The 24633-nt window shown below is 73.2% G+C and carries 20 protein-coding genes and 1 pseudogene; 12 read left to right on the top strand and 9 right to left on the bottom strand.

Features of this window, described 5'->3' with window-relative positions; all coding sequences use genetic code 11:
* Positions 1-18 precede the first annotated feature (18 nt).
* Positions 19-1389, bottom strand: a complete 1371-nt coding sequence (locus tag ACZ5Y0_RS09905; protein WP_469128128.1) for a PP2C family protein-serine/threonine phosphatase — start codon at positions 1387-1389, stop codon at positions 19-21.
* A gap of 415 nt (positions 1390-1804) precedes the next feature.
* Between ACZ5Y0_RS09905 and ACZ5Y0_RS09900 the strand changes: the two genes are divergently transcribed.
* A complete protein-coding gene (locus tag ACZ5Y0_RS09900) occupies positions 1805-2227 on the top strand; it encodes an SsgA family sporulation/cell division regulator (protein WP_469128127.1) in 423 nt (140 codons plus the stop codon).
* A 13-nt stretch (positions 2228-2240) separates the two neighbouring features.
* Here the strand turns inward: ACZ5Y0_RS09900 and ACZ5Y0_RS09895 are convergent, their stop codons facing one another.
* Positions 2241-3254, bottom strand: coding sequence for a Gfo/Idh/MocA family protein (locus ACZ5Y0_RS09895; RefSeq protein ID WP_469128126.1), 1014 nt, complete (start codon positions 3252-3254; stop codon positions 2241-2243).
* A gap of 58 nt (positions 3255-3312) precedes the next feature.
* A complete protein-coding gene (locus tag ACZ5Y0_RS09890) occupies positions 3313-4407 on the bottom strand; it encodes a baeRF3 domain-containing protein (protein WP_469128125.1) in 1095 nt (364 codons plus the stop codon).
* Positions 4408-4560: 153 nt separating this feature from the next.
* Between ACZ5Y0_RS09890 and ACZ5Y0_RS09885 the strand changes: the two genes are divergently transcribed.
* Positions 4561-4836 carry a hypothetical protein gene (locus ACZ5Y0_RS09885; RefSeq protein ID WP_469128124.1) on the top strand — a complete coding sequence of 92 codons (276 nt, stop codon included), beginning with the start codon at positions 4561-4563 and terminating at the stop codon, positions 4834-4836.
* Between the two features lie 61 nt (positions 4837-4897).
* Entirely contained in the window at positions 4898-5695 is a 798-nt protein-coding gene (locus ACZ5Y0_RS09880; RefSeq protein ID WP_469128123.1) for an alpha/beta fold hydrolase, read from the top strand.
* On the opposite strand, the gene ACZ5Y0_RS09875 is transcribed toward ACZ5Y0_RS09880, so the two are convergent.
* Both ACZ5Y0_RS09875 and ACZ5Y0_RS09870 read right to left on the bottom strand, forming a co-directional pair.
* Positions 5688-7142, bottom strand: a complete 1455-nt coding sequence (locus tag ACZ5Y0_RS09875) for a glutamate synthase-related protein (RefSeq protein ID WP_469128122.1) — start codon at positions 7140-7142, stop codon at positions 5688-5690. The two genes, ACZ5Y0_RS09880 and ACZ5Y0_RS09875, sit on opposite strands and share 8 nt — an antisense overlap.
* Positions 7143-8744 carry an alpha/beta hydrolase gene (locus tag ACZ5Y0_RS09870; RefSeq protein WP_469128121.1) on the bottom strand — a complete coding sequence of 534 codons (1602 nt, stop codon included), beginning with the start codon at positions 8742-8744 and terminating at the stop codon, positions 7143-7145.
* A 498-nt stretch (positions 8745-9242) separates the two neighbouring features.
* Here ACZ5Y0_RS09870 and ACZ5Y0_RS09865 point away from each other — a divergent pair.
* Positions 9243-10020: pseudogene (locus ACZ5Y0_RS09865) on the top strand (GNAT family N-acetyltransferase).
* Positions 10021-10183: 163 nt separating this feature from the next.
* On the opposite strand, the gene ACZ5Y0_RS09860 reads toward ACZ5Y0_RS09865, so the two are convergent.
* The gene (locus ACZ5Y0_RS09860; RefSeq protein WP_469128120.1) at positions 10184-10552 is read right to left on the bottom strand and encodes an ArsR/SmtB family transcription factor; all 369 of its coding nucleotides are present in this window, start codon (positions 10550-10552) and stop codon (positions 10184-10186) included.
* Positions 10553-10713: 161 nt separating this feature from the next.
* Between ACZ5Y0_RS09860 and ACZ5Y0_RS09855 the strand changes: the two genes are divergently transcribed.
* Both ACZ5Y0_RS09855 and ACZ5Y0_RS09850 read left to right on the top strand, forming a co-directional pair.
* Positions 10714-12078, top strand: coding sequence for an FAD-dependent oxidoreductase (locus ACZ5Y0_RS09855; protein ID WP_469128119.1), 1365 nt, complete (start codon positions 10714-10716; stop codon positions 12076-12078).
* Positions 12079-12675: 597 nt separating this feature from the next.
* Complete coding sequence (locus ACZ5Y0_RS09850; RefSeq protein WP_469128118.1) at positions 12676-14373, top strand: alpha/beta hydrolase; 1698 nt, start codon at positions 12676-12678, stop codon at positions 14371-14373.
* A gap of 493 nt (positions 14374-14866) precedes the next feature.
* Here ACZ5Y0_RS09850 and ACZ5Y0_RS09845 read toward each other — a convergent pair whose 3' ends face one another.
* Positions 14867-16231 carry a cryptochrome/photolyase family protein gene (locus tag ACZ5Y0_RS09845; RefSeq protein ID WP_469128117.1) on the bottom strand — a complete coding sequence of 455 codons (1365 nt, stop codon included), beginning with the start codon at positions 16229-16231 and terminating at the stop codon, positions 14867-14869.
* A gap of 72 nt (positions 16232-16303) precedes the next feature.
* Positions 16304-17815, bottom strand: a complete 1512-nt coding sequence (locus ACZ5Y0_RS09840; protein ID WP_469128116.1) for an SDR family oxidoreductase — start codon at positions 17813-17815, stop codon at positions 16304-16306.
* A gap of 131 nt (positions 17816-17946) precedes the next feature.
* Here ACZ5Y0_RS09840 and ACZ5Y0_RS09835 point away from each other — a divergent pair, with 131 nt between their 5' ends.
* The 3 genes from ACZ5Y0_RS09835 to ACZ5Y0_RS09825 all read left to right on the top strand — a co-directional run bounded on the left by ACZ5Y0_RS09835 (position 17947) and on the right by ACZ5Y0_RS09825 (position 20921).
* Positions 17947-18441: a MarR family winged helix-turn-helix transcriptional regulator gene (locus tag ACZ5Y0_RS09835; RefSeq protein WP_469128469.1), complete on the top strand. Its 495-nt coding sequence runs from the start codon at positions 17947-17949 to the stop codon at positions 18439-18441.
* 136 nt (positions 18442-18577) lie between these two features.
* Entirely contained in the window at positions 18578-20680 is a 2103-nt protein-coding gene (locus ACZ5Y0_RS09830) for an MMPL family transporter (protein ID WP_469128115.1), read from the top strand.
* Between the two features lie 73 nt (positions 20681-20753).
* Positions 20754-20921: a hypothetical protein gene (locus ACZ5Y0_RS09825; RefSeq protein ID WP_469128114.1), complete on the top strand. Its 168-nt coding sequence runs from the start codon at positions 20754-20756 to the stop codon at positions 20919-20921.
* A gap of 21 nt (positions 20922-20942) precedes the next feature.
* On the opposite strand, the gene ACZ5Y0_RS09820 is transcribed toward ACZ5Y0_RS09825, so the two are convergent.
* Positions 20943-21860, bottom strand: coding sequence for a LysR family transcriptional regulator (locus ACZ5Y0_RS09820; RefSeq protein WP_469128113.1), 918 nt, complete (start codon positions 21858-21860; stop codon positions 20943-20945).
* A gap of 137 nt (positions 21861-21997) precedes the next feature.
* Here ACZ5Y0_RS09820 and ACZ5Y0_RS09815 point away from each other — a divergent pair, with 137 nt between their 5' ends.
* The 3 genes from ACZ5Y0_RS09815 (at position 21998) to ACZ5Y0_RS09805 (ending at position 24617) form a co-directional block, all read left to right on the top strand.
* Positions 21998-22081: a putative leader peptide gene (locus ACZ5Y0_RS09815; protein ID WP_350284076.1), complete on the top strand. Its 84-nt coding sequence runs from the start codon at positions 21998-22000 to the stop codon at positions 22079-22081.
* 155 nt (positions 22082-22236) lie between these two features.
* The gene (gene sfnG, locus ACZ5Y0_RS09810) at positions 22237-23352 is read left to right on the top strand and encodes a dimethylsulfone monooxygenase SfnG (protein WP_469128112.1); all 1116 of its coding nucleotides are present in this window, start codon (positions 22237-22239) and stop codon (positions 23350-23352) included.
* Positions 23353-23399: 47 nt separating this feature from the next.
* On the top strand, positions 23400-24617 hold the full coding sequence (locus ACZ5Y0_RS09805; protein WP_469128111.1) for an acyl-CoA dehydrogenase family protein: 1218 nt from the start codon (positions 23400-23402) through the stop codon (positions 24615-24617).
* The last annotated feature ends 16 nt before the right edge of the window (positions 24618-24633 follow it).

Below are 24633 nucleotides of genomic sequence, written 5' to 3'. Positions count from 1 at the left end.
CGGTCATCGGTCCGTCGGTCAGGGGATCCGGGCGACGAGCACGCAGGCGTCGGCCTCGCGGTCGCCGCTGCCGAACTCCTCCGTGATCAGCCGCACGCAGTCCTGTGCGGTGCCCGGCCCGGCGAGGCGCGGGGCCAGGTCCAGGAGTCGGTCCGTGGTGTCCGCGCCGCCGGCGGGGACCAGCCCGTCGGTGTGCAGCAGGAGCAGGTCGCCCACCTCCAGCACCGCCTCGGCCTGCCCATGGGCGGTACCCGGGGTGGTGCCGAGGAGGACGCCGTCCGGTGCCTCCAGCCGACGCCCCGTCCCGCCTCGGAACAGCAGCGGGGCGGGGTGTCCGGCCTGCGCCCACGCCAGGGTGTGGGTGGCGGGCCGGTAGCGGCAGCAGACGGTGGAGCACAGAGGGGGCGCGTCGTCGGCGCCGAGTAAGTGGTCGAGCCAGGTGAGAAGTTGGGCCGGGCCGGCACCGGACATCGCCATGCCGCGCAGGGCGCCGAGCGTCGTCGCCAGGGTGGAGGTGATGTCCGAGCCGGGTCCGGTGAGTCCGCCGACGCTCAACAGCGTGTCTTCGCAGGGAAGTTCGAAGGTGTCGTACCAGGTGCCGCCGATCGGTGAACTCGTGGCGGCGGGCAGGTGCCGGGCGGCGAGGTCGAGTGTGCCGGGGGCGCGTGGGAGCCGCAGTGAGCCGTGCCGGGGCGGTGGCGTGGTGTCCCGCGGCGCGGCCGTCGGCCGGTGCCCGGCCTGTGCCGGGTACCGTCGGACGTGCAGCGAGTCACGGGTCGCGTGCACCGCGCGCTGGCTGCGGCGCAGTTCGCTGACGTCCCGCACCACGGCCCACATCGAGGTGGTGCTGCCGCCGGCGTCGAGCACGGGCTCGCCCATCATGTGCACGGTTCGGACCGCACCGTCCGGCCGGACGATCCGGAACTCGCCGTCGATGGGCTTCGCGTCGACGAGGCAGTCGGTCACCATGGCGGTGAGGCGCGGGCGGTCCTCGTCGTGGACGAGGGACGGGAGTTCGTCGAGGGTGAGCGGCGGAGCGGCCGGGTCGCGGCCGACGATGCCGTGCAGCTCCGGGGACCATACGGCCTCGTCCGTCAGCAGGTTCCACTCCGCGCTGCCGACGCGGCTGAGCAGCGACGCCTGCGGGGGTGGCGGGGCTGGGCCGTCCCGCAGTTGGGCCAGGTGCGCGTCGAGGTCGTCGAGTTGGTGCAGCGCCAGGTCGCACAGTGCGCGCTGCCAGCGCCCCCGCGGGTCCGTGGTGTCGTCCTGCGCGTCCCGTCGCACGGCGTCCACCTCGCCCTTGAGCCGCCGGGTCTGCGTGATCAGCGCGTCGACCTGGCCGTGACCTGGCGGCCGGGCGGGGCGGTCCGCGGAGAGGGGGGACGGCATGGCGCACTCCGATGCGGGGACGGGACGGCCGGACTGAGGAACGGGCCGTTACGACTGTGGCACAGCCCGCGGGGCGCCGTAAGTGATTCGGCAACACACGATCCGGTGATGCGTCCGGCATATGCCACGGTCCTCTCGCGCAGCTCAGGGGGTATCGATGGCGTACGTCCTCGCGACGGAAAGTCGTAGAAGAGGTACGCGGGTTGAGGGACTCGCGAGGGTGCATCGTGGTGATCAACCAGGTGTTCGACGGTCGTGTGTTCCGTGGGCGGTGGAGGATCGGCGATCGGCCCGACCCTCCGTGACGCAGGTCACAATAATTCGCAGGGCATTCGCGTAATGCGAACGGCCTCTTCGAGGTCCTACAAGCACCACACCGAAAACGGCCGACCTCTCACCGCTGCGGAGACCACCCATGGATCTCGCCCGCGTCACCGTCGAACAGCCCGCCCGCGCCCGGCTCATCACCGCCGAGGAGCGGGAACTGCCCGTCCCCGCGACGCTCCGCTACCTCTCCGCCGACCCCCTCGCCGTGCACCTGGACTTCCCGCCGGAGGTCTCCCTCCAGGGCGAGGCGGTCACCTGGACGTTCGGCCGCGCGCTGCTGGCGGAGGGGCTGGACGGGCCGGCCGGCACCGGGGACGTGCAGATCTGGCCGTGCGGACGGTCCCGTACCGTCGTGGAGTTCCACTCGCCGTTCGGGCTGGCCCTGCTCCAGTTCGACACGGCCGCGCTGCGCCGCTTCCTGCTGCGCAGCTACGCCGTGATCGCCGCGGGTCAGGAGGACGTCGGTACGGCGGTCGACGAAAGCCTGCACGCGCTGCTCGGCAACGTGTGAGCCCGGCCCGGCATCAGCCGTACAGGGCCGGACGCGGAGCGAGGTCGACGGTCACGCGCGTGCCGCCCTCCAGCGATCGCACCCCGGCCTCGGCGACGACGGAGGCCGCGTAGCCGTCCCAGGCGGTCGGCCCGGTGACCCGGCCCCGCCGAGTGGCGTCGACCCAGGCCTGCACCTGGCGGTCGTAGGCGTCGGCGAACCGGACGAGGTAGTCCTGGGGCACCTCCGTGCCGACCGAGCCACCTGCGCTCACCAGGGGACCGTGGTCGTCGCCGATGCGCGCGCTGCCCGCCTCGCACACCGCCTCGCAGCGCACCTGGTAGCCGAAGCCGCAGTTGACGAAGACCTCCACGTCGACCAGGGCGCCACCGTCGGTCTCGAAGAGGACGAACTGGGGGTCGGACAGGCCCCGCGGGGCGACGGACGAGGAGCGTGGCCGCAGCACCGTGACGGCGGTCAGCTCCTGGCCGAGCAGCCAGCGGGACGCGTCGATCTCGTGCGACACCGAGCTGTCGATCAGCATGGCGCTGGTGAAGCCGGGCGGTGAGGAGACGTTGCGGTGGGTGCAGTGCAGCATGAGGGGCCGGCCGAGCCGCCCGTCGTCCAGCAGAGCCTTGAGCCTGCGGTACTCCGCGTCGTAGCGCCGCATGAACCCGATCTGGGCGAACCGCCGGCCGAGCCGGGCCTCCGCCTCCAGCACCCGCAGCGCCCCGGCGGAGTCCGGCACCATGGGCTTCTCGCACAGCACCGGAAGGCCGCGGGCGAAGGCCGCGAGCAGGGCCTCCTCGTGCGCGGGCCCCGGCGAGGCGATCAGGACGGCCGCCACGCCGGGCGCGTCCAGCGCGGCCTCGACCGAGGTGTGTGCCGAGGCTCCCTCGACACCGGCGACGGCCTCCTTCGCACGGTCGGCGTCCGGATCGGCCACGGCGGCGACCCTGGCCCCGCTCACCACCCGGTCGAGGCGGCGTACGTGATCGGCGCCCATGTGCCCGGCCCCCAGCACGGCCACGCCCAGCGGCTCACCCACGGACTCGCTCCCTCCGGCCGACGATCACGCGTAGCGTACGCCGACCGGGTGAGGCGGTTCAGTAGCGCAGTACGCCCGCGATGCCGTCGGCGTCGGTCAGGGTGCCGTCGGGGACGAAGCGGACCTCGGCGCCGGTCTCCAGGCACTGTTCGACGATCTCGTCCACGATGTCGTCGCGGGAGTCGAGGTCGGTGCTCTCGGCCGGGATCAGGTGGGCGCCGTCGTCGCGGACCGTGACGCGGTAGTTCTCCTCCACGGCGAGGAGGCGGACACGGCCCTCGCGGGCGTTCTGCCACAACTCGTCGACCCCGGCGGCGAAGGCGTGCCGGCCTCGGGCCGAGTCCAGCTCGCGGGCCACGGCGGCGGTGCCCCGGCGGCCCTCGGCCTCGTGCAGCGGGCGTACCGCCTGCCACACCGTGTCCGGGGTGGAGTGGGTGAGGCCGCCGTGCGGCACGTGCACGGCGTCCCGGGTGACCCCCGCGATCTCGTCCAGGAGGGAGAGCGCCGCCGTCTCGCCGGTGACGTACAGCGGCCGCGGGGCCTCGCGCAGCAGCCTGCCCATGGCGGTGTCGGCGTCGCGCAGGAAGCGGCGGGTGCCCTCGTCGCGGAACGTGCTCGGCAGGTCGCCGGTGCGTTCCATGCGCTCGGCGTCGAAGTTCTCCCGGCTTCGGATCAGCGGAAACCCGTGGGAGTGCTCCTCGGCCACCCGGTCGGCGCCGCCGCTCCACAGGGTAACCCGGTCGGCGGAGACCGACAGTACCCAGAACGGCCGCTCGGCGGCCCGGGCCGAGACGAGGTTGCGGGTGAGGAAGGTGTCCGAGAGGACGACGCGCTCCGGGACCGGGCGGGCCAGCGACCACACCTGGTGTTCACCCGGGGCGGCGAAGATCACCAGGCCGTCCTCGGTGTACGTCAGATCCACCTCCGCGAGGGCCCGGTCGAGCTGTTCCGTCACGTCCGCGCGCCGCTCCCGGGTGACCGCCGGATCGGCCTCCAGTCGCTTCCTGGCCTCGGCCACGACGTTGCGCAGCCGGACCCGGTCCTGGCTGTTGTCGGGTTGACGGCGATGCGTCGGCGTCAGCACGGACACCGCGGGATAGGGGCGCGGGCGGCGCAGCTCGGAGAGGGTCGCGGGGCTCAGTGCGTGCTCCATACGAGCACGATAGGGCTGATTCGGAGAGAGGGCATTTGGGGCAGAACGACGCCGAACGGCGTGACTGCCTGTGGGAGCCGTTCGACGGCACGTCACTGCCTTCCGGCGCCGTTCGCGTGCACAGGCCGATCGCGGACCGCGCCCACAGCGGCCGTGGAACCCGGTCCGCCGACGGTCACCACCACGGTCGTCGGCACCACGGGGCCACCGGAGCCGTCTCACGTCCTGCCGCTCGCCGGCAGCGAGAACGGCCTGTGGCTCGACTCGCAGAAGTTCTGCCACGAGCTCCTCGCCCCCTGTCGTCAGCCCCTGCTCGACGCCCGGTGCACCGCGATACCGGGCTACGGCCACCTGGACACGTTCCTCGACCCGGCCGCCGCCCTCGACGAGTTCGGCCGCATCTTCGATCTCCTGGGCGGACGGCGGTGACGCCGACCCCGTCGGCCGGTTACCGTACGCGTCAGTAACGAGTCGTTCACGGGAGGCACCCATGCCGCAGCTCGAAGTCGCCGGCGCGGCGCTGACGTACGACGACGAGGGGCCGCGCGACGGCGGGGTGCCTCTGGTGTTCGTCCACGGCTGGACGGCGAACCGGCACCGCTGGGACCACCAGGCGGCGCACTTCTCGAGGACGCGCCGGGTGATCCGGCTGGACCTGCGCGGGCACGGCGACAGCGCCGGGGCGGGGGTGAAGACGGTCCAGGCGCTGGCGGACGACGTCCTCGCCCTCCTCGACCACCTGGAGGTCGAGCGGTTCGTGCTGGTCGGCCACTCGATGGGAGGGATGATCTCGCAGACCATCGCCCTCTCCCACCCCGAGCGCGTCGAGCGCATGGTGCTGGTGAACTCCATCGGCCGGATGGCGTACAACCGGGGCAGAGGCCTGCTGATGGCCGCCTCCACCCTCGTCCCGTACAAGCTGTTCGTCGCCACGAACATCCAGCGCGCCTTCGCGCCCGGCTACCCGCGCGAGGAGATCCGCGCCTACGTCAGGTCCTCCGCTGAGACCCCGCGCGAGGTGGTCATGACGCTGTACGGCGCCATGCGGGCGTTCGACGTCCTGGACCGGGTCGGGGAGATCCGCACGCCGACCCTGATGGTCCACGGATACCACGACATCCAGCTCCCGGTGAAGCAGATGCTGCGCATGGCGAAGGCCTATCCCGACGCCACCGTCCGCATCCTCGACGCCGGCCACGAACTGCCCGTGGAGAAGCCGGCCGAGCTGACGGCGGCCATCGACGCCTTCGTGACCGCCCCGTCGCCGCAGCCGCACACCGCTAGCTGAAACCGTCCGGGTCCGCCGCCTTCCAGTCCGCCGCCCAGCCCTCGGGCGGCCCGGACAGCAGCGCGCCCGGCTCCAGCCACTCGTACAGCTCCGCGTACGACCGGGTCGTACCCGCGCCGGTCCGCCGCACCAGGTGCGCGGGTGTGAGGCCGGCCGGCTCCCGGACGCCCATCGCGGCCATGATCCGCACGGCGTCGCGAACCGTCTCCCGCTGGTAGCGGTGCACCCGCCGGGCCTTGTCGCCCACGTCCAGGGCGCGCATCCGCAGCGGGTCCTGGGTCGCGACACCGACCGGACACGTGTTCGTGTGGCAGCGGCCGGCCCCCACACAGCCCACGGCACGCATCATCGCGCGGGCCGCGTTGGTGTAGTCGGCGCCCTGGGCGAGCCGCCGGACGATGTCCGCGCCGGTGGCCACCCGGCCGCTCGCCCCGATCCGCACCCGGTCCCGCAGCCCCACGCCGACCAGCGCGTTGTGCACGGTGATCACCCCCTCGGTGAGCGGCAGCCCGACCTCACCGGCGTACGGCGGCGCCGCGCCCGAGCCGCCCTCCGCCCCGTCCACCACCACGAAGTCCGGCGCGACCCCCTCCGCCACCATCGCCCGGCACACCGCGAGGAACTCCCGGCGTGAGCCCACGCACAGCTTGATCCCGGTCGGCTTGCCGCCCGCCAGCTCCCGCAGCCGCGCCAGGAACAGCACCAGTTCCCGTGGCGTGGCGAACTCCCGGTGCCCCGGCGGCGACACCACCGGCTCACCCACCGGCACCCTCCGCTCCCGTGCGACCGAGGCGCTCACCTTTCCGCCCGGCAGCAGCGCGCCGCCGCCCGGCGAGGCCCCCTGCGACAGCTTCAGCGACACACACCGCACCTCGGGCAGCGCCGCCTTGTCCGCGAACTCCCGCGCGTCGAAACCACCCTCGTCGGTCCGGCAGCCGAAGTAGCCCGTCCCGATCTCCCAGATCAGGTCACCGCCGCCGCGCAGATGGTGCTCGGACAGCCCGCCCTCGCCGGTGTCCTGCGCGAACCCGCCCAGCCCGGCGCCCCGGCCGAGGGCGAGCACCGCGCGGGGCGACAGCGCCCCGAAGCTCATCGCGGACACGTTCAACAACGCCATGTCGTACGGCAGCCGGCAGTCGGGCCCGCCCACCCGCACCGCCGGCGCCTCCTCGGCCGGCTCCACCGGGCCGAGGGACGACACCAGGAACTCGCGCACGGTGCCCGCCCCCTGGCCGGCGCCGCGCCGGGGCACGTACGGCAGCCGTCCGGTGAGGGGATACGCCCGCAGCAGCGCGTCGCGGCGCTGCACGAGATCGCGGACACCCACGCCGGCGAGCAGCAGCAGCGGCGCGGCCGCGAACCACCACCGCGCCGAACCGGCGCACGCGGCGAGTGCCGCCCCGGCCGCGCCGACGGCGACGAGCAGCAGTGGCAGCAGGCGGCCCACTCAGTCGTCCTCGTCGGCCCCGCAGGAGCTGCCGCTCGGCGGGAGGGAACCGTACAGAAGGAAGTCGTCGACCTTGCGGTGCACGCACTTCGACGAGCCGTACCCCGTGTGGCCCGCGCTGCGGTTGTCGAGCACCACGGCCGACGACCCGAGCCGTTCCGCCGTCTTCACCGTCCAGTGGTACGGCGTCGCCGGGTCCCCGCGGGTGCCGACGAGCAGCATCTTCGGCGTGTCGAGATCCTTCACCTCGTCGCGTATGTAGTCCGTGCCCTTGGGGCGGCCGTAGCACATCAGGACCTGGGTGAGCCGGTACTGCCCGAAGACCGGCGACGCCGCCTCGTATGCGGAGCGCAGCCGCTTCAGGTCGGTGGTGATCTGCTCCGCGGTGGGGCGGTCGGGATCGTCGGCGCAGTTGATCGCCATCAGGGCCGCCGGCAGGTTGTCCAGCGGGATCTCCTCCTCGTCGACCAGCCCCCCGCTCGGATCACCGCCCCCCGGATCGCGCATCGGCAGGGACAGACCGCCGGTGGCGAACGCCATCACGCCGCTGGTGTCCCCGTTCTCGACGAGCTGGGCGAGCGCCCGCTCCAGGGACGGCCACAACTGCTTGCTGTACAGCCCCTGGCCGATGGCCCCGACCAGGTCCTGCCCCGTGAACGCCGCGCCGAAGTCCGTCGGCACCGGGTCCTCGTCCAGGGAACGCACGAGCCGCCTCACGTCCTCGCGGGCCTTGCGCGCGTCCTGCCCGAACGGGCAGGCGATGTCCTTCACGCACCAGTCCACGAAGTCGTCCAGTGCCACCTGCTGACCACGGGCGCCCGCGATGCCCTGCTCGGCGAGCGGCTCGGTGAGCGTGTCCACGCCGTCCAGGACCAGCCGGCCCACCCGGCCGGGGAACTGCGCGGCGTACACCGCGCCGAGCCGGGTGCCGTACGAGAAGCCCAGGTAGTTGAGCTTCCTGTCGCCGAGGGCCGCGCGGATCACGTCCACGTCCCGCGCCGCGTCCACCGTCCCGATGTGCGGCAGGACAGGCCCGGAGTGCTTGGCGCACGCGGCGGCGGCCTTCTTCAGCTGGGCCAGCAGCGCCCGCGGGTCGTCGAGGTCGTCCGGGTCGTCGTCGACGGCCGCGTACGCGTCGTCCTCGGCGTCCCCGCAGCTGACCGGGGAGGAGCGGCCGACGCCCCGCGGGTCGAAGCTCACCACGTCGTAGCCGTCGGTGAGGTCCATGAACTCCTTGCCGCCATAGGCGAGTTCCGGGACACCCGGGCCGCCGGGACCGCCGAAGTTGAGCAGCACGGAGCCGCGCCTGTCGCCGGTGGCGCGGTAGCGGGCGAGTGCCAGCTCGAGGGTGGCGCCCTCGGGGTGGGCGTAGTCGACGGGGACGGTCACCTTGGCGCACTGGAGGTCGTCGGGCATGCCCTCGCCCGTGCACCTGCCCCACTTGATCTTCTGGTCGTGGAACCGGGAGAGGTCGGGGGGACGGTCACCGTCCGTGTCCGTGTCCGCGGTCGTCGGGAGCCCCGCCCCCAGCACGGTCAGCGCGGCGGCCGCGGCGAGCGCGCCGCGTCGCAGTGTGGGTCGCGTCGACAGCTTGGCCAGCATCAATGCCTCCCAGGACGCCCTGCTGCGGACCGGGGACCGGCGCCCCGGCCCACGATAGGCGGGCTCCGCGGGACCCGCCTCCGGACGCGGGCGGCGCCCGCGCCCGACCCGCGTGCGCCCGCCGCGGGGCAGGCTCTCCTGGCGGACGGTGACGGCACTCTGCGCTCCACCGCTACCGCCGGTCCCGGCCCGGAGCGCTGATCGGCGCTGCCGCACGGCGGCCGCAGGTCCCCGATCCAGTGGGCCGACGGCCGTTTCGGCTCAGCGCGGCCCCGCGGAACCGCCGGGCGCGAGCAGATCGGCCTGTCCGCCGGGCATCCGACCCCCGAGAGCGCCGCCCCGCTCCTGGAGCACATCGACCGCGGCCGTCCCGCGTCGAGTGCCCGCCCCGCGACCGTGACCGGCTCAGTGCCAGGCCGGCGGCCGCGGGCCCGGGTGACGACGCCGCCCGCCGGTATTTCCGTTGATCTTGTCGGGGCGCGGTGCTGGAGTGTGCCCATGGACAACGCCGCGGTACTCGCCCTGTACGACCGGGACATGCGCGAAGGCGCGCTCCCCGAGAGTCCCGGCGCACGCGTCGAACGAGTCGGCCGGGTGGTCCGCCACGTGGGCGCCGCGGGCGGCTGGAACGGCGTCGTGTGGTCCGACCTGACCGCCGCCCCGGACGCCGACGAGGCGATCGCCGAGCAGATCGCCTACTTCGGCGGGCCAGGCCTGGACTTCGAGTGGAAGCTCTACGGTCACGACCGGCCCGCCGACCTCGCACACCGGCTCGTCCGGGCCGGGTTCGTGCCCGAGCCGGAGGAGACCCTGATGATCGGCGAGACCGGCGAGCAGCTCGTCGGCGCCGAACTCCCCGAGGGGCTCCGCATCGCCGGTCACCGACATGGCGGGCGTCGACCTCATGGTCGAGGCGAACGAGAAGGCGTTCGGCAAGGACGCCGCCTGGCTGCGGGACCTGATGCGCGACCGTCTCGCCACCGATCCGGACCATGTCGTCGCCCTTGTCGTCCTCGCGGGTGACGAACCGGTCAGTTCGGCGCGCATGGAGCTGATCCCCGGCACCCGGTTCGCCGGTCTGTGGGGCGGCGGCACCTCCGAGGCCTGGCGAGGACGCGGCATCTACCGGGCCCTCGTCGCCCACCGGGCCCGCATCGCCGCCGACCGCGGCTTTCCCTATCTCCAGGTCGACGCCTCCGACCAGAGCCGGCCCATCCTCGAACGCCTCGGCTTCGCGCCCCTGACCACCACGACGCCGTACGTGTTCGTGCCGTAGCCCGTCTTTCGTCCGACGGGGGTGCCCGCCCTGTGTCCTGAATGCCACCGGCGGGTGCTCCCTGCGTCCCGGACGCCGGCGGGTGCCCGGCTCCGGGGCCCTGGCGCGAGGTGACGCGGCATCGCGCTCGTCTTCGTGCCTGACCCCGCCCCGCTCGGTGCCCTCAGCCCAGGGCGCCGAGCATCTGCCCCATGGCCGCGACCACCGAGGGCTCCACCCGGTAGTAGACCCAGGTCCCCCGGCGCTCGGAGGTGAGCAACCCCGCCTCCTTGAGCTTCTTGAGGTGGTGGGACACGGTGGGCTGCGAGACGCCGACGTCGGAGATGTCGCAGACGCAGGCCTCACCGCCTTCGTGCGAGGCCACGAGGGAGAACAGCCGCAGGCGCACCGGATCGCCGAGCGCCTTGAACATCCGGGCGGTGGTCGCGGCCTCGTCGGCGGTGAGCGCTCGCTCGGTGAGCGGCGGGCAGCAGGGCACGACGGTGTCGGGGAGTTCGGGCTCCAGGAGCGGCAGCGCCTTGACATGCGACATGCGTCTATGTTGACACATGTCGAACCAGTGGTCCCAGGGTGTCGGACGCGTGGGGCAATCCCGTGGCTTGATTCGATGTCCATCTATGTTGACGCGCGTCGAAACAGGTGGGACGCTTGCGGTGCAAGAGATCGACGGTTGTCGAAACAAAGGGGAATCCCGTGACCGCGCCCACCAACGCCCAGCTGCCCGTCGTGGTCGTCGGAGCCGGCCCGATCGGGCTGGCCGCAGCCGCCCATCTGGTCGAACGCGGCCTGGAACCGCTGGTTTTTGAGGCCGGACCGGCCGCCGGCACGGCCGTGCGGGAGTGGGCGCACGTGCGCCTGTTCTCGCCGTGGGCGGAGGTCGTCGACCCGGCCGCCGAGAAGCTGCTCGCCGCGGCCGGGTGGGTACGCCCCGACGGGGCGTCCTACCCCTCGGGCGGAGACTGGGCCGATCACTACCTCCAGCCCCTCGCCGACGTCCTCGCCGACCGAGTCCGCTACGGCACCACGGTCACCGGTGTCGCCCGCGCCGGACGGGACCGCATCGTCGACGCCGAGCGCGAGCAGCAGCCCTTCACCGTGCACGTGCGCACCACCGGCGGACACGAGGAGCGCCTCACCGCCCGTGCCGTGGTCGACGCCTCCGGCACCTGGTCGACGCCCGGCCCGCTCGGCGCGGACGGCCTGCCCGCCCTCGGCGAGAAGACGGCCGGCGACCGCGTCTCCTACCGCGTACCGGACCTCCACGACGCAGCGGTACGGGCGCGTTACGCCGGCAGGCGCACGGCGGTCGTCGGCTCCGGGGCCTCCGCCTTCACCGCCCTCGCACACCTCGCCGGCCTGGCGAAGGAAGAGGCCGGCACGCACGCCGTGTGGATCCTGCGGCGCGGGATCGGTGCCGGTACGTACGGCGGCGGCGAGGCGGACCGGCTCCCGGCGCGCGGCGCTCTCGGCCTGCGCGCCGAAGCGGCCGTGGCGGACGGACACGCCTCCGCCGCGACCGGCTTCCGTACGCGGGCCGTCGAGCGGGACGGCGACCGGCTCGTCCTCGTCGCGGAGGACGGCCGCCGCCTCGACCCGGTCGACGAGCTGATCGTCCTGACCGGCTTCCGCCCCGACCTGTCCTTCCTCTCCGAGATCCGCCTAGGCCTGGACGAACGCCTCCAGGCCCCCACCGCCCTCGCCCCGCTCATCGACCCGAACGTCCACTCCTGCGGCACCGTCCACCCGCACGGCGTGAAGGAACTGTCCCACCCGGAGCAGGACTTCTACCTGGCCGGCATGAAGTCCTACGGCCGCGCCCCGACCTTCCTCGCGATGACCGGCTCCGAGCAGGTCCGCTCGATCGCCGCGGCCCTCGCCGGTGACCAGGAGGGCGCCGAGCGGGTCGAGCTGACCCTGCCGGAGACCGGGGTGTGCGGCGGCGCGGGCCTGTTCGACGAGCCCGGCACCGTGCCGGGCACCGAGGGCGACGGCTGCTGCGCGACCCCGGCCCCCCTCCGGATCGGCATCAACGCCCCGATCTCCTCCGGCGGCTCCTGACTCCCGTCCCCCGCCGAACTCCACGACAGCCTTGCCGACTCGCCGTGGCCGAGCCCCGCTGGGTCTCGTCCTGATCGAGGGCGCGACGCACGGGTCGCCCCGCAGGAATCCCCTCGTGCGTCGACATGATCAGCACCGAGGCGGTCCACGCCGGTCGCCGGGTCCGCGCGGGCGAGGAGGGCCGGCGACCGGCGTGGAGGACGACGCCACCTGCTGTCACGCCCACCAGGGCGAGGCCCGGACGCACGGCTCCGGCCAGGGACCCCGGCGGCGGGTGCACGGCGGGTGCACGACCCCGGCCAGGAACCTGGGAGGTGGACGTGGTCGAGCCGACGCCCACTCCCCGGCCGCGCGGCAGGGCAGGACCTGCCGCGCGGGCCCGTCCGAGACGGACGGGGACCCGCCGCCGAGGGCGGTTGCCGCTGACCCGCCCACGCGTGCGACGTCCGTGGCGCGGTGTCGTGCCGCCCGTTCGGACGCGTGTCGGTTGCCCGCGTGCCCGGTCGCCGGTGGTATGGCTGCGGGGCCGCTGTCGCAGGGCCCGGCTCCCGTCAGCCGCGAGGGAAGGGCCCACCCATGCCACGGATCGTCATACGGATGCCGCTCAGAGGGGTCGCCGGCGTGGCGGCCGGGGCGTTGGTCATGCTGCTCGGGGCGGCCGGCCCGGCGTCCGCGGGCGGCCCGGGTGGGGACGGCGCCGTCGTACTGCGGTGGAAGCCCTGCGAGGGCGAGACGCAGGCCGACTTCGAGTGCGCGGTGGCGAACGTGCCGCTCGACCACACCCGCCCCGGACACCGCACCATCGAGCTGGCCGTGATCCGGCACCGTGCCGCCGGACCGGCCGAGCGGGCCGGCACGCTGTTCTTCAACCCCGGCGGTCCGGGAGGCCCCGGCACCGTCGCGCTGCCGGAACTGTACGAGAAGTTCCCCCGCGAACTGCGCGACCGCTACGACATCGTCAGCTGGGACCCGCGAGGCGTCGGCGAGAGCACGGCCGTCCGCTGCTTCGGCACCGCGGGGGAGGCCGCCGCCTGGTACGAGGAGGTGCCGCCGTTCCCGGTGGGGGACCGGGAACAACGCGCCTTCACCGCCGCCTACGCCGACCTCGCCCAGCGCTGCGAGCGACGCGACCCGGAACTGCTGCGCCACATCTCCACCGCCGACACCGCTCGTGACCTGGACCTGCTGCGCCGCGCGACAGGGGAGGAGCGCCTGGACTACTGGGGCATCTCCTACGGGACGCTGCTCGGCGCGACCTACGCGAACCTGTTCCCCGAGCGGGTCGGGCGGCTGGTGGCCGACGGGAACGTGGACCCGCAGGCGTGGGTGAACCGGGGCGCGACCGGTGAGCCCGAACTGAACACCTTCCTGCGGCTCGGCTCCCACCTGGGCTCGGCCGGGACGCTGGAGCAGTTCCTCGACCACTGCGGCAGGGCCCCCGTGACCGGGTGCGTCTTCTCGGCGGGCAGTCCGGCGGCCACCCGCGACAAGTACCACTCGCTGCTGCGGCGCCTGGCGAAGCGGCCGGTCGGGGCGTGGACGTACGCGCGGACGGTGAGCGAGGTGCGTGGCGGCCTCTATACCGTGCACCCCGGCTGGGCCGGGATCGCGGACACGCTCCAGGGGCTGTGGGACGGCCGGGCGCCCGTGGATCCCGGCGGCGCGGTGACCGAACCGGCGCGGTATCCGGGCTTCGAGCAGTCGATCGCGGTCACGTGCGCGGAGAGTCCCAACCCGCGCTCGCCCGACCGCTATCCCGAGCTGGAACGGCGGGCGGTGGCGGAGGCCGGGGCGATGGGCAGCTGGTGGGCCTGGGCCAACGAACCCTGCGCCGCGTGGCCGGCCCGTGCGGCGCGGCCGTACACCGGTCCGTGGAACCGGACGACCGCCCACCCGGTACTGGTGGTCAACCCGACGTACGACCCCTCGACGCCGTACCGGGCGGGCCGGGCGATGGCCGCGGAGCTGGGCAGTGCGCGCCTGCTGACGCTCGACGGGTACGGGCACACCGCGCTGGACAACCCCAGCGCCTGCGTCGGGCGGCACGTGGTGCGCTACTTCCTCACCGGCGTGCTCCCGCCGCGCGGCGCGCGGTGTGCCCAGGACCTCCCGCCGTTCGTCGAGCGGATCCCGGAACCGACCCCACCGTCCGTCTCCGCCGGTACGCCCACGGAGACCGGGCCGCCGGGAGGCGCGCCCGAGCGGCCGCTGCCGGGGTACGGTGTCTGGCCGCCGGAGGTGGTCTCGGGCCTGTTGCCCCCGAGGTTCGCCGTGAGGGTGCCCGACCGCCGTTGACGGGCGGGTGCGCGACTGCGCGAGCGGGGTGTGCGATCACGGAGCGACTCCGCGGTGGACGACTTTGCCCCGGCCGACGACACGCGGCGACGGCTGCTGGACCCGACCGGTCGCAGGAAGTGGTCCGGACAGACCCTCGGGCAGCGGTGGCACGCCGTGGGCGCGGTCTTCGCCGCCGTGCCGCCGCACACGAGTCCGGGGATCGGTGCCGGCGCCCCGATGACGCTGTCGACGGTGACGCCGGCGTCCGGCTGTCACCGGCGGCCCGCGGGGCGACGACCAGCCGGATGCCGAGCGCGCACCGGGCCCGGCTCAGACCGCTCGTACGGGCGGAGTCGGTGAACCCGAGCACCGGCAAGCCGATCAGCTGCCGAGGATCAGGTCGTGCGTCACCGGGGCGGGGCCCTACGGCGGCTGCGCGGCCGCTCCTCCGGCGACGGCCGTACGGCCAAACGCCCCACCCTGGTGCAGGTGCACCAGAACTGACCGCGCCTCAGCCCAGCCCGCGCGCCTGCCGGAAGCGGGCCAGGCCCTCGGACAGTTCGACCACCGGCTCCGGATAGCCGACCCCAGCCCGGCCCGGCCCGCGCAGTCTCCACGGCTGGTGCACCGCCGCCCCCTCGATCCCCGCCAACTCCGGAACCCAGCGGCGCACGTACACCCCCGCCGGGTCGAACCGCCGCGCCTGCGTGACCGGGTTGAGGACCCGGTTGGGGCGGCTGTCGGTGCCGGTGCCCGCGACCCACTGCCAGTTGAGCTGGTTGTTGGCCAGGTCCCCGTCGACCAGCAGGTCCAGGAAGTGCCGGGCGCCGATCCGCCAGTCGACGTACAGCGTCTTGGTGAGGAAACTCGCGGTCAGCAGCCGGCCCCGGTTGTGCATCCAGCCCTCGTGGCGCAGCTGGCGCATCGCCGCGTCCACGATCGGATAGCCGGTACGGCCCTCCCGCCACGCCTCGATGTCCTCGCGGGCGGTCCGCTCGGTGCGCCAGCGGTCGTGCCGGGGCCGGTAGTCGGCGACCCCCGTGTCCGGGCGGGCCGCCAGCACCTGCCGGTGGAATTCGCGCCAGGCGAGCTGCCGTACGAACGCCTCGCCCCCCGCGCCGCCCGCCGTACGGGCGCGGTGCACGAGTTCGACGGGGGAGAGGGTGCCGAAGTGGAGATGGGGCGAGAGGCGGGAGGTGGCGTCGCCGGGCAGGTCGTCGTGCCGGTCCGCGTAGGCCGAGATCCCGTGGCGCAGCCAGGCCGTGAGCCGTGCGCGGCCCTCCCGCTCACCCCCAGCCGCCAGCCCCTGCGACACGCCCGTGTACGCCGGCAGTCGCTCCGACCCGACGCTCTCCGGGACCCGGACGACGTCGGGTGCGTCGACGACCTCCCGCAGCCGCTCCCGCGACCAACGGCGGAAGTACGGCGTGAAGACGGCGAAGTGGTCCGATCCGGCCGGGGCCACCGCGCCGGGCGCGACGGCGGCCGTGACGGCGTCGTGCACGTGCAGGCGTACACCCTGCGCCTCCAGGGCGTGCCGCAGCCGCTCCTCGCGACGCCGCGCGAATCGGCTGACGTCGGCCGCCACCCGGACCTCGCGGGCACCCGCCTCGGCGGCGACCCGGCACACCTCCTCGACCACCGCACCGGAGCGGACCACGAGCCGCCCGCCCCGCTCGCGCAGCCCCGCGTCCAGGTCGCGCAGGCAGTCGGAGAGGAAGGCCAGCCGGTTCGGCGCCGCGAACCCGGCGGCGTCCACGGCCCGGTCCCGTACGAACAGCGGGACCACCTCGCGGGCGCCGGCCAGCGCCGCCCGCAGCGGCGGATGGTCGTGCAGCCGCAGATCGGCGGTGAACAGGACGACCGAAACGTTCATGCAAGTGACTCCGGAGGGGTGAGGAGGGCCGCCGGGTGTGCCTTTGCGGCCTGTGGCCCGACGGACGCGGGATCAGACACCGGCCGTCGTCGCCGGCGCCCGGGCCGCCGCGGTCCGGGCGATGTTGCGGGCCATCCCGCCGAACACGACCGCGTGGAAGGGGGAGACACCCCACCAGTAGGCCTGGCCGAGCAGCCCGTGCGGATGGAACACGGCGCGCTGGCGGTAGCGGGTACGGCCCTGCTCGTCCGTCTCCGCGAACATCTCCAGCCAGGCCCGACCGGGCAGCCGCATCTCCGCCCGCAGCCGGAGCAGGCGGCCGGGTTCGATCTCCTCGACCCGCCAGAAGTCCAGGGAGTCGCCGACCCGCAGACGTGCCGAGTCCCGCCGACCGCGCCGCAGTCCCACCCCGCCGACCAGCCGGTCCAGCCATCCGCGCACCGCCCAGGCCAGCGGGAAGGAATACCAGCCGTTGTCGCCGCCGACGCCCTCGATCACCCGCCACAGGGCTTCTCGGGAGGCGTGCACGGTCACTTCCCTGGAGTCGGTGTACAGGCTGCCGCCCGCCCAGTCGGGATCGGTCGGCAGCGGGTCGCTGGGAACGCCGGGCAGGGAGGCGGAGGACCATCGGGTGACGACCTCGGCGTCCCGGACACGCCGCAGCGCCAGCCGTACCGCCTCGTCGAAGCCCATCGGATGTCCGGGCACGTACCGGGCGATGTCGTGTTCCCGGCACACCACCTCGTGGCGCAGCGACTCCGTGAGCGGTCGCGCGATGGAGGCGGGCACCGGCGTCACGAGTCCCACCCAGTGGCTGGAGAGACCAGGGGTGAGTACGGGCACCGGGATGATGAGCCGGCGGCGCAGACCCGCCACCGCGGCGTAGCGGATCATCATGTCGCGGTACGTCAGCACCTCTGGCCCGCCGATGTCGAAGGTTCGGTTGACGTCCTCGGGCATACGGGCGCTGCCGACCAGGGCGCGCAGCACGTCGCGGACGGCGACGGGCTGGATCCGGGTGTGCACCCAGCTGGGCGTGACCATGACGGGCAGGCGTTCGGTGAGGTAACGCAGCATCTCGAAGGAGGCCGAGCCGGAGCCGATGACCACGGCCGCCCGCAGCACCGTGGCCGGCACGCCGGAGTCCAGCAGGATGTGGCCCACCTCGGCGCGCGAGCGCAGGTGCGGCGACAGGTCCCGCTCGGGGACACCGGCCGGGGTGAGACCCCCCAGGTAGACGATGCGGCGCACCCCGGCGGCGCGGGCCCGCTCGCCGAAGATCCGTGCCGCCCGCCGGTCGGTCTCCTCGAAGTCCGGGCCCGTGCCCAGCGCGTGCACGAGGTAGTAGGCGACGTCGACGTCCCGCATCGCCTCGGCGACCGACGCGCCGTCCATGACGTCCCCGCGCACCACCTCCGCCTCCCCGGCCCACGGGTGGTCGCGCAGGCGTTCGGGGGAGCGGGCCAGGCAGCGCACCCGGTGGCCCGCGGCCAGCAGTTCCGGGACGAGTCGGCCGCCGATGTAGCCCGTGGCGCCGGTGACCAGGCAGCGGAGCGATTCCCGGCCGCGACTGTGTGCGGTCATGAGTTCTGGTTCCTCCGTGTCGACGGTCCCCTGACTATGGCTTCCCCACGGCGGTGGGCGACGGATGCGGCGACGGTGTGTGGCCGCGCGATCGGGTGATCGCGAGCAGCGGCTACGCTGACCGCGTGGCCATGGGGAACGACCGGAAGCAGCACGAGCGCGACACCGACGCGGTCGCGCGGGCGACCGACCTGTACGCCTTCGCCGTCCGGCTGCGGCGGATGAACGGCGAGATCAACCGGCTGGTGCACGGGTTCGCGGGCGACCACGGTCTGCATGCCACGGACGTCCACGCTCTGGCGGCCATACTCGACGCCGAGGAACCCATGACTCCGAAGCGGTTGCGCGAGCACCTCGGACTCACCTCCGGTGCCGTCACCGCCTGCGTCGACCGGCTGGAGCGCGCCGGTCATGTCCGGCGGGTCCGCGAGAGCGCCGATCGCAGGGTCGTCCACCTGCACTACGTGTCCGACGCCCGGTCCGCGGCGCGCACCTACTTCCGGCCCCTGGCCGATGCCACGCGGGCCGCCCGGTCCCGTTTCACCGAGGACGAACTGTCTGTGGTGCAGCGCTTCCTGACGGTGATGAACGAGGAACTGTCGGAGATCGCCACCCTCGACCGCTGAGACCGGTTGCCGTCCCGCGATCCGCCGCCCCCACCGGTGCGGACGAACGCACGCACGCGGTCTAGGATCTCCTTCGATCGCTCGATCATCAAGATTGTCGTCATTCAAGATATCCGGCCTTCGCAGCAGGAGAACGATGTCCACCACCTTTCGACGCGCCCGACGGCTCGTGCCGGTCCTGCTCGTCGCCGTATGGCTCGTCCTGGGCGGTGTCCTCGGCCCCTTCGCCGGGCGTCTCGGCGAAGTCGCCACCAACGACCAGGCCGCCTTCCTGCCGCGCAGCGCCGAATCGACCGAGGTCGTCTCCGCCCAGCGAGCCTTCCGCCAGGACGAGACACTGCCCGCGATCGTGGTGTGGACGTCGACCCGCGACGCCGGAATGGCGGACCGGCGAGAAGCCGCGGGGCGGGCGCTCGCCTCCCTCGCCGACGCACCGGGAGTCGTGGGCCGGGTCTCGCCCGCACTGCTCTCCGAGGACGGCAGGGCGGTGGAGGGTGTGGTGCCGCTGCGCCCGGACCTCGGCGAGGACCTGGCCCCGGCCCTGGAGCGGATCCGTGAAGCGGCTGAACGGGTTCCCGGCACCACCGTCCGACTGGGCGGGCCGGCCGCGACCCAGGCGGACCTCTCGGACGCCTTCGCCGGCATCGACGGCCTGCTGCTCGCCGTGGCGCTGATCGCGGTCCTCGTGATCCTGCTGCTCGTCTACCGCAGCGTGCTGCTCCCCCTGGTGATCATCGTCGGTGCGGTGCTCGCCCTCGGTCTGGCCTGCGCCGTCGTGTACGTGCTCGCCGATCACGACATGGTGCGTGTGGACGGCCAGGTCCAGGGCATCCTCTCCATCCTGGTCATCGGCGCCGCCACCGATTACGCCCTGCTCCTGACCGCCCGTTACCGCGAGGAACTCGCCTTGCGCACGGACCGGTTCGCGGCCATGCGGGCAGCGCTGCACCGGTCCTGGAGCACCGTGGTGGCCAGTGCCGCGACCGTCGCCGCGGGACTGCTCGCCCTGTTGCTCAGCGACCTCACCAACAACCGGGCCCTCGGCCCCGTCGGCGCCATCGGTATCGTCGCCGCCGTCGTGAGCACGCTGACCTTCCTCCCCGCCGTCCTGGTCCTCCTCGGCCGTGTGGCGTACTGGCCCGCCAAGCCCCGGCCCTCCGACGGGCGGGGCGCCGGAGGGCGACTGTGGCACCGGGTCGCGAACCTGGTCGACCGGACACCCCGCACGGTCTGGGCGGTGTCGCTGGCCGCACTGCTGGTCTGCGCGGCGTTCGCGCCCACCCTCACCTCCAAGGGGGTTCCGCTCGACGAGACCTTCGTCGACGACGCACCCTCCGTGGCCGCCCAGCAGACGCTCGCCAGGCACTTCCCCGGCGGCGTGGGCAACCCCGTGGTGGTCATCACCGCCGCCGGCCGACTGACCGACGTGGTCGAGACGTCCCGCCGGACCGAAGGCGTGGCCTCGGCCGCCGCGGTCAGTGCGTCCGGAGCGCCCGGCGGCCCCGCACTCGTCGTCGACGGCCGCGCCCGCGTGGACGTGACCCTGCGTGCGGCCGCCGACAGCGACGCGGCCAAGGACACCGTGGCGCGACTGCGGGCCGCGCTCCACGCCGTACCCGGCGCGAACGCCCTCGTGGGCGGATACACGGCCCAGCAGTACGACACCCTGCGCACCGCCGAACGTGACCGCGCCCTGATCGTGCCGGTGGTCCTCGCCATCATCTTCCTCATCCTGACGGTGCTGCTGCGCTCACTGCTGACGCCCGTCCTGCTGGTGGCCACGGTGGGGCTGAACTTCCTCGCCACTCTGGGCGTCTCGAGCCTCGCCTTCCGGCATGTGTTCGGCTTCACCGGCACCGATCCCTCCGTTCCGCTGTACGGCTTCGTCTTCCTGGTGGCGCTCGGCGTCGACTACAACATCTTCCTCATGTCCCGGGTGCGCGAGGAGTCCCTGCGGCACGGGGTGCGTGAGGGGGTGCTGCGAGGCCTGGTCAGCACCGGCGGCGTCATCACCTCGGCCGGGGTGGTGCTGGCCGCCACCTTCGCCGCGCTCGGTGTGATCCCGCTGGCCTTCCTGGCGCAGATCGCCTTCATCGTCGCTTTCGGTGTCCTGCTCGACACACTCGTGGTGCGCTCGCTGCTGGTCCCCGCCCTGGTTCGGGACCTGGGCGCGCTCGCCTGGTGGCCGGGACGGCTCGGCCGGGACCGTCGGAGCGTCACCCGGTCGGATGCGCCGTGAACATGTTTGCGTCGGGAGCGGGCAGGCGTAGGACACGGACGTATTCGTGTCGAACCAGGAGGTGTCTGCCGTTATGGGCGCGAAGGTGTTGGAGCGTTTTCCTGCGGGGGCTCCGCGTGGATCGTGGCCGGCGGAGGAGTTCGCGGCCAGGCGGCGGGCCGAGGGGGAGCCCGCGACCGTGGTGATGGACCTGAAGTCGGACGCCTTCCTCGTCGTCATCCCGGCGGGTGACGAGGACTGACACCGCCGGGCCGACCGCACCCTACGGACGGGCGTCGGCCGTGACCAGCCTCCGCGCGGTCCGCACGAACGCCTCGTGCAGGTCCCGCGCCGCCCGGGGCACGGAGTCCGCGCGTCGCCGCCGCAGCATCAGCAGCACCCGCGTTCTCTCACCGCCGATCGGCCGATACGTGATCGTGCCGCGCCGCTCCAGCGGGTCCCCGGCGACACTGAAGTCGGGAAGGACGGTGGCCCCGAGTCCCTCGGCGACCATCAGCTTGCCCATCTCCGCGCCGTCGGTGGAGTACGCGAAGGCGGGGCCGCGCCCGTCGAGGAGCCGGTGCACATAGCGGTGCATCACATAGCCGGAGCGCATCCCGATCAGCGGCACGCCCAGCAGGTCCTCGACCGTCACCGACGGCAGCGAGGCCAACGGACTGTCGGGTCGGACACACACCACCGGCCGCCCGCGCAGGAGTTCGGTGGACTCGAAGTCGGCGGGCATGTCGTCGCCGTCCAGGTGGTTGACCAGCCCCAGATCGAACCCACCCTCCAGCAGCGTCCGGTGGATGTCCGTCTGCTGGGCGGCCACCACCTCCACCTGGGTGACCGGATGCGCCGCGCGGAAGTCGCGCACGGCGGGGATGAGCAGGGGCACGGTCGCCGTGTTGACCGTGCCCACCCGCACCATGCGGCTGATCCGGTGCTGCTCGCCCGCCGCGGCGCGCAGCCGGTCCACGGCGTCCAGCACCTCGACGATGTGGGGCAGCAGCTCACGCCCCGCGGCACTCATCGTGGCCCCCGACCGTTTGCGCTCCAGCAGTTCCACCCCCAGCTCGCGCTCCAGGTTGCGCACCGTCTCGCTCAGGGCGGGCTGGGACAGGCGCAGTTCCTCGGCGGCCCGGCGCAGCGAACCGAGCCGGGTGACCGCCGCTATGTATTCCAGCTGTTCTGTCCGCACCCCGGAAGAATGCGGGCGTATTGCCGGCCGGTTCAAGGGTTTCCCTGTCACGCCTTCGTGAAATGCAATGGTCCGGGATACGAGACCGGTCGGGTTCTCCTTGACTGCCGAGACCGGCGACTGCCACGATCGACGGCATGAAGATGCGACTGGACCTCACGCGGCGACGCCATGTCGACCTCGCGCGTGTCTCCAGCGCCTCCTGTCGCGCCGCGGCCTGATCATCCGAACCGCCGCACCTCTCTTCCACCGCGCCACCCGCCCTGACCGCGGGTGTTCGCCGTGTCCTCGCAGCACCGCCTGAACTCACCACGCCTTGTCGAGGCGCGTGAATTCGGCACGCCCCGAAAGAGATTCCGCGCACCAGGAGTTCCGCATGCCCGCAGCGCCCGTGAAATTCGCCTATTGGGTCCCCAACGTCAGTGGCGGACTTGTCACCAGCACGATCGAACAACGCACCGACTGGGGATACGACTACAATCGTGAACTCGCCGTCCTGGCCGAGAACAACGGCTTCGAGTACGCCCTCAGCCAGGTCCGCTACATGGCCAGCTACGGCGCCGAGTACCAGCACGAGTCGACCAGCTTCAGCCTCGCCCTGCTGCTCGCCACCCAGCGCCTGAAGGTCATTGCCGCCGTCCACCCGGGCCTGTGGCATCCCGGCGTCCTGGCCAAGTTGGGCGCCACCGCCGACCACCTCTCGAAGGGCCGCTTCGCCGTCAACGTCGTCTCGGGCTGGTTCAAGGGCGAGTTCACCGCCCTGGGTGAGCCCTGGCTGGAGCACGACGAACGGTACCGCCGCTCCGAGGAGTTCATCCGCGCCCTGCGCCAGATCTGGACCCAGGACCACACCGAACTCGCCGGTGACTTCTACCGGTTGCGCGACTTCTCCCTCAAACCCAAGCCCCTCAACACACCCGAACGCCCTCATCCGGAGATCTTCCAGGGCGGCAACTCCACCGCCGCCCGCGCCATGGCCGGCCGGGTCTCCGACTGGTACTTCTCCAACGGCAAGGACTTCGAAGGGGTGACCGAGCAGCTCGCCGACGTCCGTCGGTCGGCGGCCGAAGCGGGCCGCACGGCACCGAAGTTCGGTCTCAACGGCTTCCTCATCGCCCGTGACACCGAGGCGGAGGCCCGCGACACCCTCCGCGAGATCGTCGCCAAGGCCGACATCGAGGCGGTCGAGGGCTTCGGCTCCGCCGTCCGCCAGGCCGGGCAGTCCACCACCGACGGCAAGGGCATGTGGCAGGACTCCGCCTTCGAGGATCTGGTCCAGTACAACGACGGGTTCCGCACCGGCCTCGTCGGCACACCCGAGCAGATCGCCGAACGCATCGTCGCCTACCGCAGGCTCGGCGTCGACCTGCTCCTCCTCGGCTTCCTCCACTACCACGAGGAGGTCGAGTACTTCGGCAGGCGCGTGCTGCCTCTCGTACGCGAACTGGAGGCCGAACTCCCCGACGACGCCGCCACGCCCGCCCACGCCTGACCACGCCCACGTCCCTGCGTACCGCACCGCGAAAGAGGTCACCGAGCATGAGCACCGCCACGCCCACCGACTGGCAGACCCGCCCCGCCCCGGCCACCGCCGACGAGTGGATCGCCCGCGCCGCCGAGGTGGCGGCCGTCCTCGCCACCGACGCCGCCGAACGCGACCGCGCCGGCGCCGCCCCGCACGCGGAGGTCCAACTCCTCAAGGACGCCGGCCTTGTCACCCTGCTCGGCCCCGCCGAGCACGGCGGTGGGGGCGAGCGGTGGCCCACCGCCTACCGCGTCGTCCGCGAGATCGCCAAGGCCGACGGCTCCATCGGACAACTCCTCGGCTACCACTACCTGTGGAACTGGGCCGCCCGCCTCGTCGGCACCCGTGAACAGTGGGAGCACGTGGAGGCCGAGGCCGCCCGCAACCGCTGGTTCTTCGGCGGGGCCGTCAACCCGCGCGACAAGGACGTGACCGTCACCGAGGACGGCGACGACCTCGTCTTCACCGGCCGGAAGTCCTTCTCCACCGGCAGCAGGGTCTCCGACGTCACCGTCCTGGAGGGAGTCCTCGACGGGACCGGCCGGCACGTCTTCGCCATCGTGCCGTCCGACAGCGAGGGCCTGACCTTCCACGACGACTGGGACAACATCGGCCAGCGCCTCACCGAGAGCGGCAGCGTCACCCTCGACGGAGTCCGCACCCCCTGGTCCTCGGCCGCCGGCTACGTCGACAAGGTGTTCCAGCCGCGCGTCTACAACACCCTCAACGTTCCCACCATCCAACTGGTGTTCGTCAACTTCTACCTCGGTATCGCGGGCGGCGCCCTGGAGACGGCCGCCACCTACACCCGCACCAAGTCCCGCTCCTGGCTGCACGGCGGCCACGAGCGGGCGGTCGACGAGCCCTACGTCATCGACATCTACGGCGACCTCACCGCCAAGCTCTGGGCCGTCGAGGCCCTCGCCGACGCCGTCGCCGCCGAGGGACAGAAACTGCACGACGATCCCGACGCGGTCACCGCCCGGACCCGCGGCGACTTCGAGGTACGGGTGGCCGCGGTCAAGGCACGCGCCACCGACGTCGCCCTGGAGATCACCAACCGCATCTTCGAGGTGACGGGAGCCCGCTCCACCGCCACCGCCGAAGGCCTCGACCGCTTCTGGCGCAACGTCCGCACCCACACCCTCCACGACCCCGTCGCCTACAAGCGACGTGAGGTCGGGCGCTGGGTCCTCGAGGGCGAACTGCCCGAACCCACCTGGTACTCCTGACCGCTCGGGGGCGCCT

It is taken from the genome of Streptomyces sp. NPDC033216 (assembly GCF_055577115.1).
The sequence above is the reverse complement of the archived record's forward strand: the minus strand, read 5'-3'. Positions and strand labels throughout refer to the sequence as shown.